The 15,988-nt window shown below is 64.8% G+C and carries 18 protein-coding genes; 14 read left to right on the top strand and 4 right to left on the bottom strand.

The window, feature by feature from the left end:
- The first annotated feature begins 22 nt into the window (after positions 1-22).
- The 3 genes from ACSSVY_RS06725 to ACSSVY_RS06715 are packed head-to-tail and all read left to right on the top strand — an operon-like array spanning position 23 to position 1,465.
- Entirely contained in the window at positions 23-616 is a 594-nt protein-coding gene (locus ACSSVY_RS06725; RefSeq protein ID WP_454268644.1) for an RNA polymerase sigma factor, read from the top strand.
- Positions 600-962, top strand: a complete 363-nt coding sequence (locus ACSSVY_RS06720; protein WP_454268643.1) for a hypothetical protein — start codon at positions 600-602, stop codon at positions 960-962. The genes ACSSVY_RS06725 and ACSSVY_RS06720 overlap by 17 nt, the downstream gene beginning before the upstream one ends.
- A complete protein-coding gene (locus ACSSVY_RS06715) occupies positions 962-1,465 on the top strand; it encodes a periplasmic heavy metal sensor (RefSeq protein ID WP_454268642.1) in 504 nt (167 codons plus the stop codon). The genes ACSSVY_RS06720 and ACSSVY_RS06715 overlap by 1 nt, the downstream gene beginning before the upstream one ends.
- A 6-nt stretch (positions 1,466-1,471) precedes the next feature.
- On the opposite strand, the gene ACSSVY_RS06710 is transcribed toward ACSSVY_RS06715, so the two are convergent.
- Positions 1,472-2,419, bottom strand: a complete 948-nt coding sequence (locus ACSSVY_RS06710; protein WP_296631222.1) for a GlxA family transcriptional regulator — start codon at positions 2,417-2,419, stop codon at positions 1,472-1,474.
- 78 nt (positions 2,420-2,497) lie between these two features.
- Between ACSSVY_RS06710 and ACSSVY_RS06705 the strand changes: the two genes are divergently transcribed.
- The 6 genes from ACSSVY_RS06705 (at position 2,498) to ACSSVY_RS06680 (ending at position 9,802) form a co-directional block, all read left to right on the top strand.
- On the top strand, positions 2,498-3,412 hold the full coding sequence (locus tag ACSSVY_RS06705) for a 3-keto-5-aminohexanoate cleavage protein (RefSeq protein ID WP_454268641.1): 915 nt from the start codon (positions 2,498-2,500) through the stop codon (positions 3,410-3,412).
- Positions 3,409-4,170, top strand: a complete 762-nt coding sequence (locus ACSSVY_RS06700) for an SDR family oxidoreductase (RefSeq protein WP_454268640.1) — start codon at positions 3,409-3,411, stop codon at positions 4,168-4,170. The genes ACSSVY_RS06705 and ACSSVY_RS06700 overlap by 4 nt, the downstream gene beginning before the upstream one ends.
- Positions 4,170-5,579 (top strand): carnitine 3-dehydrogenase, encoded by a 1,410-nt coding sequence (locus ACSSVY_RS06695; protein WP_454268639.1) that lies wholly within the window; start codon positions 4,170-4,172, stop codon positions 5,577-5,579. Before ACSSVY_RS06700 ends, ACSSVY_RS06695 begins: the two co-directional genes overlap by 1 nt.
- A 1-nt stretch (position 5,580) precedes the next feature.
- The gene (locus ACSSVY_RS06690) at positions 5,581-6,741 is read left to right on the top strand and encodes an acyl-CoA dehydrogenase family protein (protein ID WP_454268638.1); all 1,161 of its coding nucleotides are present in this window, start codon (positions 5,581-5,583) and stop codon (positions 6,739-6,741) included.
- A 233-nt stretch (positions 6,742-6,974) separates the two neighbouring features.
- Positions 6,975-9,020 (top strand): acetate--CoA ligase family protein, encoded by a 2,046-nt coding sequence (locus tag ACSSVY_RS06685; protein WP_454268637.1) that lies wholly within the window; start codon positions 6,975-6,977, stop codon positions 9,018-9,020.
- Entirely contained in the window at positions 9,017-9,802 is a 786-nt protein-coding gene (locus ACSSVY_RS06680) for a carnitinyl-CoA dehydratase (protein WP_454268636.1), read from the top strand. Before ACSSVY_RS06685 ends, ACSSVY_RS06680 begins: the two co-directional genes overlap by 4 nt.
- 31 nt (positions 9,803-9,833) lie before the next feature.
- On the opposite strand, the gene ACSSVY_RS06675 is transcribed toward ACSSVY_RS06680, so the two are convergent.
- Positions 9,834-10,289: a GAF domain-containing protein gene (locus ACSSVY_RS06675; RefSeq protein ID WP_454268934.1), complete on the bottom strand. Its 456-nt coding sequence runs from the start codon at positions 10,287-10,289 to the stop codon at positions 9,834-9,836.
- Between the two features lie 132 nt (positions 10,290-10,421).
- Here ACSSVY_RS06675 and ACSSVY_RS06670 point away from each other — a divergent pair, with 132 nt between their 5' ends.
- Positions 10,422-10,886 carry a GNAT family N-acetyltransferase gene (locus tag ACSSVY_RS06670; protein ID WP_454268635.1) on the top strand — a complete coding sequence of 155 codons (465 nt, stop codon included), beginning with the start codon at positions 10,422-10,424 and terminating at the stop codon, positions 10,884-10,886.
- 6 nt (positions 10,887-10,892) lie between these two features.
- Here the strand turns inward: ACSSVY_RS06670 and ACSSVY_RS06665 are convergent, their stop codons facing one another.
- A complete protein-coding gene (locus ACSSVY_RS06665) occupies positions 10,893-12,065 on the bottom strand; it encodes a thiolase family protein (protein WP_454268634.1) in 1,173 nt (390 codons plus the stop codon).
- 94 nt (positions 12,066-12,159) lie between these two features.
- On the opposite strand from ACSSVY_RS06665, the gene ACSSVY_RS06660 reads away from it, so the two are divergent.
- From ACSSVY_RS06660 to ACSSVY_RS06650, 3 genes are all read left to right on the top strand, one after another.
- On the top strand, positions 12,160-12,498 hold the full coding sequence (locus tag ACSSVY_RS06660; RefSeq protein WP_454268633.1) for an STAS domain-containing protein: 339 nt from the start codon (positions 12,160-12,162) through the stop codon (positions 12,496-12,498).
- Positions 12,499-12,545: 47 nt separating this feature from the next.
- On the top strand, positions 12,546-13,016 hold the full coding sequence (locus ACSSVY_RS06655) for an ATP-binding protein (protein WP_454268632.1): 471 nt from the start codon (positions 12,546-12,548) through the stop codon (positions 13,014-13,016).
- A 222-nt stretch (positions 13,017-13,238) separates the two neighbouring features.
- Positions 13,239-14,816, top strand: a complete 1,578-nt coding sequence (locus ACSSVY_RS06650) for a gamma-glutamyltransferase family protein (protein WP_454268631.1) — start codon at positions 13,239-13,241, stop codon at positions 14,814-14,816.
- Between the two features lie 40 nt (positions 14,817-14,856).
- Here the strand turns inward: ACSSVY_RS06650 and hspQ are convergent, their stop codons facing one another.
- Positions 14,857-15,183, bottom strand: a complete 327-nt coding sequence (gene hspQ, locus ACSSVY_RS06645) for a heat shock protein HspQ (protein ID WP_009817586.1) — start codon at positions 15,181-15,183, stop codon at positions 14,857-14,859.
- A gap of 189 nt (positions 15,184-15,372) precedes the next feature.
- Between hspQ and ACSSVY_RS06640 the strand changes: the two genes are divergently transcribed.
- Positions 15,373-15,969 (top strand): transglycosylase SLT domain-containing protein, encoded by a 597-nt coding sequence (locus tag ACSSVY_RS06640; RefSeq protein ID WP_454268630.1) that lies wholly within the window; start codon positions 15,373-15,375, stop codon positions 15,967-15,969.
- Positions 15,970-15,988 lie beyond the last annotated feature (19 nt).

Raw genomic sequence — 15,988 nt, 5'->3', positions numbered from 1 at the left:
CCGAAGGATACGCTAGAGGGCGATGCGCATGCCATTCGACGCCATGGAGGACCTGCCCGACGACGCGCTCTTGGCGCGGTTCGCGGAGGGTGACGCCATGGCCGCACGCATCCTGACGCTGCGCCTCACACCGCGTGTCATGGCGCATGGCTACCGCCTCTTGGGCAACCGCACAGAGGCCGAGGATGTGGCGCAAGAGGCGTTGTTGCGGCTCTGGCGGCAGGCCCCCGAATGGCGCCCCGGCGAGGCCAAGGTCAGCACCTGGCTCTACCGCGTGGTGGCCAATCTCTGTATCGACCGGCGCAGACGGGCGCGCGGTGGCTCCGTGCCGCTTGACGCCATCCCCGAGCCCGAGGATGGACAGGCCAGCGCCGCCGAACGGATGCAGGACCGCGCCCGCGCCGATGCCCTGCAATCCGCGCTGGATCAGTTGCCCGAACGGCAGCGGCAAGCGGTGGTTCTGCGCCACATCGAAGGGTTGGCGAACCCGGATATCGCCGACATCATGGACGTGACCGTCGAGGCGGTCGAAAGTCTGACCTCACGCGGCAAGCGCGCGCTCAGCGCGCTTCTGGCGGGGCGACAAGAGGAGTTGGGATATGCCGATGAGCGATAAGGATCAGGATCTTGGCGGGCTTGGCGCGTTCTTTGACGCCGCCCGCACCCATCCGCCCGCGCCTTCGGCGGATCTTCTGGCGCGCGTGCTCAGCGATGCCGAGGCCGAACAGGTCTGGATCACCCGCCGCGCTCTAGCCTCTGAGGCCGCGCCGCGCGCTGGTCTTGTGGAACAACTCTATCGCCTCTTGGGTGGCTGGCCCGCGATGGCAGGGCTGGCAACGGCCGTTGTGGCGGGCGTCTGGATCGGGACCGCGCTGCCCGAGGGGCTATCCGGCAGCAGCGAGGCGGCCTATCTGGTCGACATCACACCCGAAGCGGTGTTTGAACTGGCGGGAGATTTCTGATGGCAGAGCAGCAGACCGCAGCGCGACCCAAGCCTTGGGTGCGGGCGCTTTTGGTGGCCTCTCTGGCGCTCAACCTTGCGGTGGCGGGGCTGGCGGCGGGCTGGGCGCTGCGCCATGGCGGCGATCACGCCGGTCATCACCCCTCGCGGCTCGACATGGTCGGGGGGCCGCTCACACGCGCGCTCTCGGATGCGGACCGCCGCGCCATTGGCCGCGCGATGCGGGACGCATGGCGCAGTCGCACGGACACCGGTCCCAGCATCGGCGACAGTTTCGACGCGCTTGTGATCGACCTGCGCGCCGTGCCGTTTGACGCCGACCGGGTCGCGGCGCAGATGCGCACCCAGCGCGACGGATTTGCCGCGCGCTTCGAGATGGGTCAGGAGGTGCTCTTGACGCATCTCGCGGCCATGTCCGATGCCGACCGCGCCGCCTATGCCGACCGACTAGAGGCGCAGATCGCCGAGTACCGCGCGAAACGCGAGAAACATAAGAACGACTGACGCCCCCTAGCCCCGCCGCAATGCGCGCGGCGTGGTGCCATACTGCCGCCGCAGCGCACGGGTCAGCGCCGCAGGCGATTCGTAGCCCGAGCGCAGCGCAATCTCCGCCATGCCCAGCCGCGTGTTCTCGACCAGCTTGCGCGCCGCCGCGAGCCTGAGATGGCGATAGACAGCCCCCGGCGGCGCGCCAAGGCCCGCCCGGAACCGCCGATCCAGCGTGCGCGGCTGGCACGACAACCGCCGCGCCAGATCGCTCAGCGACAGCGGCCGCTCGACATGATCGCGCATCAGCCCCAGCGCCCGACGTACCAGCGGATCCCCCACAGCCTCACCGTCGCGCGCTGGCACCACAGGCGGGTCGCCATGCAGAAACAGCGCCTCGACATCCAGCCGCACCGCCATCCCCAGATGATCGCTGATCAGCCCCAGCGTGAGATCAAGCGCCGACATCGCCCCCGCGCAGGTCATCCGCGCCCCATCGCGCAGCACCCGCGCGCGTTCCGGCGTGACCGCCAGAAACCGCTCGGTAAAGGCATCGAGCAGGTCCCAATGCACCGTCGCCCGCCGCCCATCCAACAGCCCCGCAGAGGCCAAGAGCCATGGCCCGGTATCCAGCCCCACCGTCACCCCCGCCCGCCGCGCCGCCGCTTGCAGCGCGCGCCGGGTGGCAGCGGTGTCATGCCGGTCATGATCGTAACTCGCCAGCACAAAGAGGTAATCGCAGGATGTCAGCGCCCCCAAACCACCATGCGCCAAAACCTCGATCCCGCTGGACGAACGCGCAGGCCCCCCATCCAGCGTGAGGATTTGCCAGTCAAACCCACGGCCTGGCCCTAGCGTATTGGCGGCGCGCAACGGCTCCAGACAATTGGCAAGGCACAGGTTCGAGAACCTGTCAAAGAGCAGGAGCGCGATGCGCACCGGGGCACCAGATGATTTTGTCCATTGCGGCATGATTATTGTCTTATAGCGCACACTCAATCCGTCTGCCAGCACGCTAGGCTCAGGCCAACAGCGAAACCGGAGGATACCATGCCGCTCACCATGAACCGCGAGGTTTTCATCACCTGTGCCGTCACCGGATCGGGGGCCACACAAGACAAAAGCCCGCATGTCCCCCGCTCGCCCAAAGAGATTGCCGAGAGCGCGATTGCCGCCGCCAAGGCAGGCGCCGCCGTGGTGCATTGCCATGTGCGCGACCCCGAAACCGGCGCGCCCTCCCGCGATCTCAAGCTCTTCCGCGAGTTGACCGACCGCATCCGCGACAGCGACACCGATGTGGTGCTGAACCTGACGGCGGGCATGGGCGGCGACATGATCTTTGGCGGTGTCGAATCCCCCCTGCCCCTCTCGCCCAAAGGCACCGACATGGCGGGTGCGACCGAGCGCGTGGCCCATGTCGCCGAATGTCTGCCCGAGATTTGCACGCTCGACTGCGGCACGATGAATTTCGCCGAGGCCGATTATGTCATGACCAACACCCCCGGCATGTTGCAGGCCATGGGCCGGATGATGACCGAACTGGGTGTGAAACCGGAAATCGAGGCGTTTGACACCGGCCATCTCTGGTATGCCAAGCAATTGGTCAAGGATGGTATTCTGGAGCCCGATGCGCTGGTGCAGCTCTGCATGGGCGTGCCATGGGGCGCGCCCGACGATCTCAACACCTTCATGGCGATGGTCAACAACGTGCCAGAGAATTGGACCTTTTCCGCCTTTTCGCTGGGCCGCCACCAGATGCCCTATGTCGCGGCCTCGGTTCTGGCGGGCGGGCATGTGCGCGTGGGGCTTGAGGATAACCTCATGCTCGACCGCGGCGTGCTGGCCACCAATGCACAACTGGTCGAACGGGCAAAGGGCATCATCGAGGGGCTGGGCGCACGCCTGATGACCCCCGCCGAAGTGCGCCAGAAACTGCGCCTCACCAAACGGGCCCCGCGCGGATGAGCCAGCGCGTCGTGATCACCGGCGGCGCGTCGGGGATCGGGCGGCGCTTGGCCGAACGCTTTGCCGCGCGCGGCGACCGGGTGGCGATTTGCGATGCCGATGGCGCGGCGGTGGCCCGGATGCAGACCGACCATCCCGCCATGATCGCGCATCAGGCCGATGTCACCGACGAGGCGCAGATGACCGCCTTCCTGAGCCATGTCGAGGCCACATGGGGCGGGGCGGATGTGCTCTGCGCCAATGCCGGCACTGGCGGTCCTGCGGGCCGGATCAAGGAGATGGACTTTACCGCGTGGCAGGCCTGCGTTGGCGTCAATCTTTTTGGCACATTCCTCGCCTGTCGTTGGGCGGCACGGGTGATGCGTGCGCAAGGATCGGGGCTCATCCTGATCACCACCTCCACCTCTGGCCTGCACGGCGTGCCCTACCGCACGCCTTATGTGGCCGCAAAATGGGGGCTGGTGGGGCTGACCAAGACGCTGGCGATGGAGCTTGGCCCCGCGGGCGTGCGCGTCAACGCCATCGCCCCCGGCGCGGTCGAAGGCCCGCGGATGGAGCGTGTGGTGGAAATGGAGGCCCGCGCCTCTGGCCGGACCGAGGACGCGGTGCGCGCTCTCTATGCGCAGGGCACCAGCCTGCGCACATGGGTCACGGCGGATGATCTGGCGGATATGGCGCTTTTCCTCGCCTCACCCGCCGCAAGCAAGATAACGGGCCAGATTCTGGCCGTGGACGGACATACGGAGAGCATGGTCTAATGGCGAGAACAGCAGCAATCATCGGCGGTGGCGTGATCGGCGGCGGCTGGGCCGCGCGTTTCCTTCTCAACGGCTGGGATGTGCGGGTGTTCGACCCCGATCCCGAGGCCGCGCGCAAAATCGACGCGGTGCTGGACAACGCCCGCCACGCCCTGCCCATGCTCTATGACGTGGCGCTGCCCCCAGAGGGCAAACTCAGCTTTCACCCCACCATGTCCGAAACAGTCCAGGGCGCGGAGTGGATACAGGAAAGCGTGCCCGAACGGCTGGAATTGAAACGCAAGGTTTTCCAGACCCTGCAAGAACATTGCGATGCAGGCGCGATCATCGGCTCCTCCACTTCCGGCTTCAAACCCTCGGAATTGCAGGGCTGCGCCACCCGGCCCGAGCAGATCGTCGTGACGCATCCGTTCAATCCGGTCTATCTCTTGCCACTGATCGAACTGGTCACGACCGAGAAAAACACCTCCGACCTCATCGCGCGGGCAAAGGATATTCTCACCTCGCTCGGCCACTTCCCCCTGCATGTGCAAAAGGAAATCGACGCCCATATCGCGGACCGCTTCCTCGAAGCCGTCTGGCGCGAGGCGCTGTGGCTCATCAAGGACGGCATCGCCACCACCGAGGAAATCGACAACGCCATCCGCTACGGCTTTGGCCTGCGCTGGGGGCAGATGGGCCTGTTCGAAACCTACCGCATCGCCGGCGGCGAAGCAGGCATGAAACATTTCATCGACCAGTTCGGCCCCTGCCTATCCTGGCCTTGGACCAAGCTCATGGATGTGCCGGAACTGACCGAGGACTTGGCCCAGATGATCGCCGATCAGTCGGATGCCCAATCCGGCCACCTGACGATCCGCGAACTCGAACGCAAACGCGACAATAACCTCGTCGCCATGCTGCGCGCGCTGCGCCAACAGGGCAATGCGGCGGGACGGCTGATCAACGAACATCAGGCAACAATCACTGCCCCGCTCAGCGACAGCACGCCCATTATCAGTGCCCGCCGCGTGATCCCGGCGGATTGGACCGATTACAACGGCCATATGAACGAGGGCCGCTTTGGCCAGCTTTTCAGCGACGCCGCCGATGCGGTGATGGCCCATGTTGGCGCGGATGCCGCCTATATCGCGGGCGGTCTCAGCTATTTCACGGTCGAGAACACCATCAGCTTTCTGGCCGAAGCCCATGCTGGCGAATATGTCCTCGTCGAGACGCGTGTGACCCAAGGCGAGGGCAAGAAGCTGCGCTGTTTCCATGAGATGAAGCGCGACAGCGATGGCGCGCTTCTGGCCACCTCCGACCAGTTCATGCTGCATGTCGACCTCACCTCCCGCAAATCCTGCGATCCGCGTGCCGATGTGCTGGCGCGGGTCGAGGCGCTTGCCAAGCTGCACAAGGAGGTGTGAGATGCACTTCGGACTGACCGACGAGCAAGAGATGATCGTCTCCACCGTGCGCAGCTTTGTCGAAAATGAAATCTACCCCCACGAGGCCCTCGTCGAGCGCACCGGCGAGGTGCCGCCCGACGTGGCGCAAGCCATCAAGCAGAAAACCATCGACCTTGGCTTTTACGCCTGCAACTTTCCCGAATCCGTCGGCGGCGCGGGGCTCAGCCATCTCGAATTCGCCCTTGTCGAGCGCGAATTGGGGCGCGGCTCCATGGCGCTCACGCATTTCTTTGGGCGGCCGCAGAATATCCTGATGGCTTGTCAGGGCGAACAGATCGACCGCTACCTGCACCCCGCCGTGCGCGGCGAGCGGATGGATGCGCTCGCCATGACCGAACCTGGGGCGGGATCGGATGTGCGCGGCATGAAATGCAGCGCGCGGCGCGACGGCGGCGATTGGGTGCTCAACGGCACCAAGCATTTCATCTCGGGCGCCGATCACGCCGATTTCGTGATCGTCTTTGTCGCCACCGGCGAGGATCAGACCGACAAGGGCCCGAAAAAGCGCATCACCACCTTCCTCGTGGATCGCGGCACGCCGGGCTTCACCATCCGCGACGGCTATAGATCCGTGAGCCACCGTGGCTACAAGAACATGGTGCTCGAATTCGACGACTGCCGCCTGCCCGATGCACAAGTGCTGGGCGAGGTTGACGGCGGGTTTGCGGTGATGAACGACTGGCTTTATGCCACGCGGATCACCGTGGCCACCATGGCCGTGGGCCGCGCGCGCCGCTGCTTTGATCACGCCCTGCGCTACGCGGCAGAGCGGGAACAATTCGGGCAGGCGATTGGCAAATTCCAAGGCGTCAGCTTTCAACTGGCCGACATGATTACGGAAATCGACGCCGCCGACCTTCTGACCCTCAACGCCGCCTGGCGGCTCGATCAGGGCCTGCCCGCCAACCGCGAGATCGCCAGCGCCAAGCTCTACGCCAGCGAAATGCTGGCCCGCGTGACAGACGCCACGCTGCAAATCCATGGCGGCATGGGGCTGATGGACGACCTGCCAATCGAACGGTTCTGGCGCGACGCAAGGGTCGAACGCATCTGGGACGGCACATCCGAGATCCAGCGCCACATCATCAGCCGCGAGATGCTGCGGCCCTTGGGGGCATAGAGTTTTGATGCCTCCGGCGGGGATATTTACAGCAAGAAGAAAGGGGGAGACCGGCACCCGGCCATCCCCCCGAAAAAAGGACACTGCCCTTCTCCTTGCACGGTCATCGGCGTCCCCGCCTGTACCGTGGGACCAGATTAGCCGCGCACGGTTAACAAACCGTTATGGCCGCTTCTTCTTGCCAGAAATATCCCCGCCGGAGGCATCCGACCTCTTTGCCCAAGGCCAGCCCGATGCGTGACCTCTCCCGCCTCCTCCGCCCCGCCTCCATCGCCGTGATCGGCGGCGGCACATGGTGCGCCAATCTCATCCGGCAATGCGCCGGCATTGGCTTTGCCGGACCGGTCTGGCCGGTGCATCCCACCAAGCCCGAGATCGGCGGCACCCGCGCCTATCCCTCGCTTGAGGCGTTGCCCGGCGTGCCTGATGCGGTCTTTGTCGGCGTCAACCGCGCGGCCACGATCGCCACCGTGGCAGAACTGCGCGCGATGGGCGCAGGCGGTGCGGTCTGCTTTGCCGCAGGCTTTCTCGAGGCCGAGGCAGAGCTGGGCGATGGCGCGGCAATGCAGGCGCGGCTCCTGGAGGCCGCAGGCGATATGCCCATCATCGGCCCCAATTGCTATGGCTTCGTCAATTATCTCGACGGCGCGCTGCTCTGGCCTGACCAACATGGCGGGCGGCGCTGCGCGCGCGGTGTGGCGATCCTCACACAAAGCTCGAACATCGCCATCAACCTCAGCATGCAGGCGCGCGGCCTGCCGATTGCTTACCTCATGACCGTGGGCAATCAGGCGCAGCTTGGTCTTGCTGACCTTGGCCGCGCGCTTTTGGAGGATCCCCGCGTCACCGCCCTTGGCCTGCATATCGAAGGCGTGGGCGATCTGCGCGCCTTTGAGGCATTGGCCGAGGCCGCGCACAAGGCGGGCAAATCCATCGTCGCCCTCAAATCCGGCCGCTCGGAACAGGCGCGCACCGCCACGCAATCGCACACGGCCTCTTTGGCGGGGAGCGGCGCGGGGGCGACCGCGCTCTTGGCGCGATTGGGAATTGCGCAGGTCACATCCCTGCCGCAGATGCTGGAAACGCTGAAACTCTTGCATTTCGCGGGCCCCCTGCCCGGCAATGCAGTGGTCTCGATCTCCTGCTCGGGCGGCGAAGCGAGCCTGATGGCCGACACCGCCCTTGATCACGACGTTACCTTGCCGCCGCTCACGCCACTTCAGGCCAGCGCCCTGCGCGCCGCACTCGGGCCTCGGGTGGCCCTCGCCAACCCGCTCGATTACCACACCTTCATCTGGGGCGATGTGCCCGCCATGGCCGCAACCTTTGCCGCAGCCCTTGATGGTCCTGCCGATATCGGTGTGCTGATCGCCGATTTTCCGCGCCCCGACCGCTGCGATCCCGCGGCTTGGGACTGTATATTCGAGGCGGGCGCAGAGGCGCAACGCCGGGTGGGCAAACCGCTCGCGCTCATAGCCACCCTGCCCGATTGCCTGTCCGAGGCTGTGGCAGACCGCGCCATCGCAAGCGGTTTGATCCCACTCTCGGGGCTGGATGATGGCCTCAGCGCCATTGCCCACGCTGCGTGGCTGGGACAGGCGCGCACCACACCGGCCCCCCTGCTCCTGCCCGGCACGCCCGCGCAGCCCCATACCCTGACCGAGGCGGAGGCCAAGGCGTCGCTCGCCGCCCATGGGCTGCGCATCCCACAGGCGCGCCGTGCAACCTCTACCGCGGAACTCGCGGCGATCCTCACCGCCATGCCCCTGCCCTTGGTGATCAAGGCCGAGGGGCTGGCGCACAAGACCGAGGCAGGCGGCGTGGTCTTTCTGCGCCATGCCGCCAACCTCCCTGAGGCTCAGGCCAAGGCAATGGCCATGCCCTGTCAAAGCTGGCTCATCGAAGAGATGATCGAGGGCATGATCGCGGAACTGCTGATCGGCGTGCTGCGTGATCCGGCGCATGGCTTTGTGCTGACCCTTGGCGCCGGTGGCACCCTCACCGAGATCCTTCGCGATACCGTCACGCTGCTTTTGCCCGTAACGGAAACCGACATCACGCAGGCACTTGACCGCCTGCGCGCGGCACCGCTCCTGAACGGCTATCGCGGTCAGCCCGCCACGGACAGACCGGCAATCATCCGGGCGGTCATGGCGGTGCAGGCCTATGTTACAGCCCATGCCGACAGCCTCGAAGAGGTGGAAATCAACCCGCTCCTCTGCACCGCATCAGACGCGGTTGCGGTGGACGCGCTCATCACCAAGGGAGAGAGACCATGACCGACACGCCCATTCGCACCGAACGCAACGGTGCCGTGCTCGAGGTGACGCTGGACCGCCCCAAGGCCAATGCCATCGACGCCGCCACCAGCCGCATCATGGGCGAGGTCTTCCGCGATTTCCGCGACGATCCCGACCTGCGCGTGGCGATCCTGACCGGCGCGGGCGACAGGTTCTTTTGCCCCGGCTGGGACCTCAAATCCGCCGCAGAGGGCGAGGCGCCTGATAGCGATTATGGCGTCGGCGGCTTTGGCGGGTTGCAGGAATTGCGCGGGCTGAACAAGCCGGTGATCGCCGCGATCAACGGCATCGCCTGTGGCGGCGGGCTGGAACTGGCGCTCTCGACGGATATCATCCTTGCCGCCGAGCACGCCAGTTTTGCCCTGCCCGAAATCCGGTCCGGCACCGTGGCCGATGCCGCCAGTATCAAGCTGCCCAAGCGCATCCCCTATCACATCGCCATGGAGCTTTTGATCACCGGCCGCTGGTTTGATGCAAAAGAGGCCGCGCACTGGGGACTGGTCAACCATATCCACCCCGCTGATCGCTTGATGGCCGAGGCCCGCGCCATGGCCCAGACCATCGCCAATGGCCCGCCGCTGGTCTATGCCGCGATCAAGGAAATCGTGCGCGAGGCCGAGGCAATGCGCTTTCAGGATGCGATGAACCGGATCACCCGGCGGCAGTTCGAGACGGTGGATATCCTCTACGCCTCCGAGGATCAGAAAGAGGGCGCACGCGCCTTTGCCGAGAAACGCGATCCGGTGTGGAAGGGGCGTTGAGAGGGGGTGTTTGAGGCGAAGGCAACCCGCCTCAAATCCGCCCGAACACAGCCGCCAGTATCTCGCCAAGCCGTGCCGCATCTTCCTCGGTAAAGGCATCCGGTTGATCGCTGTCGATATCGAACACCGCAATCAACCGCCCCGCCCCGTCCCGCACCGGCAGGACAATCTCGGAGCGCGTGGAACTCGCGCAGGCGATATGCCCCGGAAAGGCATCGACATCCGGCACCAGTTGCACAGCCCCCGTGCGCGCCGCAGCACCGCAAACCCCGCGTGAAAACGGGATGCTCAGGCATCCATGCCCGCCCTGATATGGCCCGATCTTGAGCATTTCAGGCGCTGTGACACGGTAAAACCCGGTCCAGTCGAACCGGTCATCAGCGTGATGCACCTCGCATACCACCGTGGCCATGAGCGCAACTTCGTCGCTCTCCCCGTCGGTGAGCGCGGCGATGGTCCGGGTGATATGGTCATAGTCGATCCGCATGGACGAGATATGCCACGCCCCGCGCGCCAAGGCCAGAGGCAGCGTGCCGCCTTTGGGTTGCATCCCCTGCCCGACCATGGCAAAGACGCGCCCCGAATACGAATCCGACATCGACTATAAGGAAACCGACATATGCCCCGGCTGAGCCTGCACCGCAACCTGACCCGTGATCTGGAACCGCTGGCACGCCTTTTGACCGACAAGGACGATCTCGCCCTCGTCAATCCGCAGGCCAGCCATCCCTTTGATACGCGCGAATGGGCGCTGAAATGGGTGGGCGATCTTGACGACGAGACCTTTTATCTGATGGATGAGGCCGGGCGCGAAGTGGGCTTTTTCGCGCTGCGTGTGGGCATCGGCCCCGAGGTGCGCCACCTCACTTACGTCTTTGTCGAAGAGAGCATGCGCGGCGGCACCGGTGAGGTGCTCTTGTCCATGGCCGAAGAGGCCGCGCGCCAACTCAACGCGCTGACCATCACGCTCAAGGTCGAACTCGACAACGCGCCAGCCCTCAACCTCTACCGCAAGGCAGGATACGAGGAACTGTCGCGCCGCAAGGGCATGGCCACGATGCGACGCGATCTCGAAGCGGCTTGAACAGGATCAAACCCGCTCGATCGCAATCGCCGTGCCCTCGCCGCCGCCGATGCAGATGGCGGCCACGCCACGTTTGAGCCCGCGTGTTTCCAGCGCATTGAGCAACGTCACCATGATCCGCGCGCCCGACGCCCCAATGGGATGACCCAGCGCGCATGCCCCGCCATTGACGTTGAGCCGCTCTCGCGCCACGCCCATCTCATGCATGAACGCCATGGGCACCACCGCAAAGGCCTCGTTCACCTCCCAGAGATCGACATCCGCCACGCTCCAACCCAGACGGTCCAAGAGCTTGCGCGCCGCAGGAACCGGCGCGGTGGTAAAGAGGCCGGGCGCCTGTGCATGGCTGCCATGCCCCATGATTCGCGCGCGCACCTGCAAGCCCCGCGCCTCTGCCGCAGCCCCCGACGCCAGCACCAGTGCCGCAGCCCCATCGCTGATCGAACTGGAATTGGCCGCCGTCACCGTGCCACCCGGCCGAAACGCCGGTTTCAGCGTCGGAATTTTCTCGGGCCGCGCCTTGGCCGGTTGCTCATCGGCGGAAATCACCACCTCGCCCTTGCGGGTCCGGACCGTGACCGGCGCAATCTCGCGCGCAAAGGCACCACTGGCCTGCGCATCGAGCGCGCCCTGCAACGAGGCCAGTGCATAGGCATCCTGCGCCTCGCGGGTGAATTGAAACGCCTCTGCGCAATCCTCGGCAAAGGTGCCCATCAGGCGGCCCTTGTCATAGGCATCCTCGAGCCCGTCAAGAAACATGTGATCGACCGCCTGCGCGTGCCCCAACCGCGCCCCGCCGCGCATCTGGGGCAAGAGATAGGGCGCGCCCGACATTGATTCCATGCCGCCCGCGAGCATCACCTCCGCGTGGCCCAGCGCGATCTGGTCAAACGCCATCATCGCGGCCTTCATGCCCGATCCGCACATCTTGTTGAGCGTGGTGGCCGGCACCTCCTCGCCCAAGCCCCCCAGAAAGCCCGCCTGCCGCGCCGGGGCCTGTCCCTGCCCTGCGGGCAGCACGCAGCCCATCAACACCTCATCCACGGTCTTGGCCCCGGCATCCAGCAGCGCCGCGCGAATCGCAACGCCGCCCAGTTCCGCCGCGGGCACCCCATCGAAATCGCCCTGAAATCCGCCCATGGGCGTGCGCGCCGCCCCTGCGATCACCACATCTTGCATCTTTGCCTCCTCGCAAATCCTGATCCTGCATACCGAATGGTAAGGAATTGGGTCTAGCGTGCCCTGTATTACTACGTATCCCGCCGGAGGCACCATGGATCTGCAATCCACCCAATATTCTCAGATGACCATCATCACGGTTGGCGAGGCGCGCGTTGATGCCGCCGCGGCCATCCGGTTCAAGGACGCCATGCGTGCCGCCACCGCGACCGGCCCGGGTCATGTGGTGCTGGACCTCAGCAATGTGACCTTTGTCGATTCAAGCGGTCTGGGCGCGATTGTCGCCGCGATGAAACAGATGGGGGGGGCGCGGCGGCTCGATCTGGCCGGGCTCACACCCGATGTCGCCAAGGTGTTTCGCCTCACCCGGATGGAATCGGTCTTTACGATCCATGATGATATCTTTGATCTCAGATCTCGCGCAACCGGGTGACCCGGTTGCGCGCACAGCGCCATGACCATCACCAAAGGAAGCGCGCGTTGACCCAGGACGCCACACCACAGAGCACAGCGCAGAAAACGTCACAGAGAGTCACACTCACCGCAACGGCAACCGACCTCACGGTGCGGGATATCCTCGCACAGGCGCGGCACTGGCTGCAGGCGCAGGGCCTAGCAGACGACCTCTGTGGTTCAGTCGAACTCGCCTTGGCAGAGGCGCTCAACAATATCGTGGAACATGCCTATGCAGCGGACGCACGGGGCGCGATCCGCCTCGCCGCCACTCTGTCCCCGGCGCGGCTCATCTGCGTGCTCAGTGACCACGGCAGGCCGCTGCCCGGCCTTGAACTCCCCGGCGGCGATCGTCCTGCACACACCGCCGCGCGCGACGATCTGCCCGAGGGGGGATTCGGCTGGTTTCTGATTCGCGACCTCACGGACCGGATCGCCTATCGCCGCCACGCGGGCTGGAACCACCTGACGCTCGAATTCGGGCTGATCACGCCCTGATACAACCAGAGGAATCGCCCGCCGCAATTTTACCTCAATCTGAGCAAACTCACGCCGCACAGCCCCAGCATAACAAAGTCTGTAGCTGCATATGGCTTCCCTCGGCGGCGCGTGTAATTGCCCCCACCCAGCGCGCGACGCCGAGGTTTTACCGCCCCTCCCCGATTGGCAAATCCTGCGGCTGCGCCTAGTGTCCTTCTACCACTGACACAAGGACACGATATGCGCGATTTTCATACGCCCGGCCGCTCGGCCACATTCGCCACCAATGGGATGTGCGCCACGTCGCATCCACTTGCGGCCAAGGTTGCGATCGACATGCTCGAACGCGGTGGCAACGCCATGGATGCGGCCATCGCGGGCGCGGTCCTGTTGGGCCTCTGCGAACCGCAGATGACCGGCATCGGCGGTGATTGCTTTGTGCTTTTCAACGCGCCCGGCAGCAACACCATTCAGGCGCTCAACGGCTCTGGCCGCGCGCCCGCTGGCGCCTCTGCCGCTGCGCTGCGTGCCGCAGGCCATGACACCGTGCCGCTCCAGAGCGCGCATGCAGTCACCGTCCCCGGTGCCATCGACGCCTTTTGCCAACTCAGCGCCGATCACGGGCGGCTTGGGCTCGATGCGCTCTTTGCCCCCGCCATCCGCTACGCGGAAGAGGGCGTGCCAGTGGCCCCCCGCGTGGCCTTTGACTGGCCCACGGCGGGCGCTGTGCTTCAGGGGCATGGCCGCACCCATTTCATGCCCATTGGCACCCCACCCAAGGCAGGCCAGATGTTCCGCGCCCCCGGTCAGGCCGAGGTGTTGCGCCGTATCGCCCGCGACGGCCGCGCCGCCTATTACGAAGGCGAAGTGGCCGAGGATATCATTGCCACGCTCAACGCGCTGGGCGGCACCCATACGGCGGCTGATTTCGCGGGCCAGCGCTGTGATTACACCACCCCCGTCAGCGGCGACTACAAAGGCGCCAATCTGGTCGAGCATCCGCCAAACGGTCAGGGTGCCACCGCAATCCTGCTGCTCAACATCCTGAAACATTTCGATATTGCCGGGATGGACCCGTTTGGCGCCGAGCGTGTGCATATCGAGGCCGAGGCCACCAAACTGGCCTATGACGCGCGCAACCGCTTCATCGCCGACCCCGATCACATGCGCAAACTCGACTATATGCTCTCGGATGAGACGGCAGCGAAACTGGCCGCGCTGATTGATCCCAAACGCGCCATGGCCGCCGCCAAACCCCTGACAGAGGCGGTGCACCGTGACACGATCTATATTACCGTGGTCGACCGCGACCGCATGGCAGTGTCGCTGATCTATTCCATCTTCCACGGCTTCGGCTCTGGCATCGCGTCCGAGAAATTCGGCGTGCTGCTGCAAAACCGCGGTGCGGGCTTTACTCTGGAAGAGGGGCATCCCAACGAATTCGGCGGCGGCAAGCGCCCGATGCACACGATCATCCCCGGCATGTTGACCGAGAATGACCGCGTCACCATGCCCTTTGGCGTGATGGGTGGCTCGTATCAGTCAACGGGGCATGCGCGGATGGTGTCGAACCTGCGCGATTTCGGGATGGACCCGCAATCCGCCATCGACGCGCCGCGCGCCTTTGCCGATCCTCTGGGGCTCAATCTTGAGCGGGGCTATGGGGACGATGTGGCACAGACCCTTGCCGACATGGGGCATGACATCCTGCGTCAACCCGGCCCCATCGGCGGCGCGCAGGCGATCTATATCCATGAGGACGGCGTTCTTGAGGGGGGAAGCGACCCGCGCAAGGACGGCTGCGCGCTCGGGTACTGAGATCGGAGAGGGTGCGCCAGTCTGGCGCGCCCTGCCTGTATCAGTTCAATTGGAAATGCAGCGGGTAATGCCCATCCTCGAACGGCCCGAAGAGATCGGGAATGTCCGGGTGATCCACCGGTTCGCCCGAATAATCGGCCACGAGGTTCTGTTCGCTCACATAGGCCACATAGTAGCTCTGCTCGTTTTCCGCCAGCAGGTGATAGAACGGCTGTTCCTTGGACGGGCGACTGTCCTCGGGAATCGAGGCATACCATTCCTCGGTATTCGAGAACTGCGGATCCACGTCAAAGATTACCCCGCGAAACGGGTGCTTCTTGTGACGGACCACTTGGCCCAGATGATATTTTGCACGTGTTCTAATCATATCGCGTTTGCCCCTACCCTTGGATTGTAAACCTTTCAAGGGTGGTTTGTCCAATAATCGGCTGAAACACTTGGGAAACAGTCTGTGAACACAAGCGTGACAGCGGACTTCGGCGCAAAGCCTGTGAATTCGTGATTCCCCCCGGAAACGCTTTCCGTTAAACTGGCAAAAAAAGAGAGCGAGAGGCAAATGAGCAGAACTCTTCGCGCGTTGATGGTGTTGTTCGTGCTGGCCTCCTGTGGGGGCGGCAATGGCTATGGCACTGCCCCGCGCAATCTTGACCACGCATGCGCCATTCTGGATGAGCGCCCCGAATACGCCCGCGCCTTTCGCGCGACCGAGCGCAAATGGGGCGTGCCAGCCCATGTGCAGATGGCGACACTCTATCAGGAAAGCAAATTCATCAGCGATGCGCGCACGCCGTTTCGCTGGACGTTGGGCATTATCCCGACCGGACGAATCAGTTCGGCCTATGGCTATAGTCAGGCGCTCGATGGCACTTGGGAAGAGTACCAGCGCGCCACCGGCCAATACAGCGCGCGGCGGACCGATATCAGGGATGCCACGGATTTCATGGGCTGGTACATGGCACAATCCAACGAACGCTTGGGCATTTCGCTCGGCGATGCGCGCAACCAGTATCTCGCCTATCACGAGGGGCGCACCGGGTTCGCGCGCGCCAGTTACAACAGCAAACCGTGGCTGTTGCGTGTGGCGGGCGATGTGGAAAGCCGGTCTCAGACCTATCGTGCCCAGCTTGGCACCTGCACGCGTCGTCTGATCTGACAGGGCAACGGCGGTTCGT

The sequence above is a fragment of the Roseovarius sp. MBR-51 genome (assembly GCF_053628575.1).
This window is presented reverse-complemented; position numbering and strand designations above follow the sequence as displayed.